General features: G+C 66.2%; 1 protein-coding gene. It reads right to left on the minus strand.

Annotated elements, in window-relative coordinates; genetic code table 11:
• The coding region (locus HUN39_RS18960; RefSeq protein WP_175095981.1) for an ATP-dependent metallopeptidase FtsH/Yme1/Tma family protein at nt 1-662 on the minus strand (662 nt) is incomplete at both ends.

Consider the following 662-nt stretch of genomic DNA (forward strand, 5'->3'; position numbering starts at 1 on the left):
ACCAGCGCATGGCCGCCTTCGTGATAGGCGGTGAGCTTCTTCTCCTCATCCGTCATCACCAGCGTGCGCCGCTCGGCGCCCATCATGATCTTGTCGCGGGCGTCCTCGAACTCCTGTTTCGTGACGATCCGCTTCGAGCGCCGCGCCGCGAGCAGCGCCGCCTCGTTGACAAGATTCATCAGATCGGCGCCCGAGAAGCCCGGCGTGCCGCGCGCGACGATCTTCAAATCCACGTCCGGCGCCAGAGGCACCTTGCGGGCGTGAACCTTGAGGATCTTCTCGCGGCCGATGAAATCCGGGTTCGGCACCTGGATCTGCCGGTCGAAACGGCCCGGACGCATCAGCGCCGGATCGAGCACGTCCGGACGGTTGGTCGCGGCGATCAGGATGATGCCCTCATTCGCCTCGAAGCCGTCCATCTCGACAAGCAGCTGATTCAGCGTCTGCTCGCGCTCGTCGTTGCCGCCGCCAAGGCCGGCGCCGCGATGGCGGCCGACCGCGTCGATCTCGTCGACGAAGATGATGCAGGGCGCGTTCTTCTTCGCCTGTTCGAACATGTCGCGCACGCGCGAGGCGCCGACGCCGACGAACATTTCGACGAAGTCAGAGCCCGAGATCGAGAAGAACGGCACGCCCGCCTCGCCGGCGATGGCGCGCGCCAG

The organism is Methylocystis silviterrae, from assembly GCF_013350005.1.
In the GTDB taxonomy this organism is placed as follows: domain Bacteria; phylum Pseudomonadota; class Alphaproteobacteria; order Rhizobiales; family Beijerinckiaceae; genus Methylocystis; species Methylocystis silviterrae.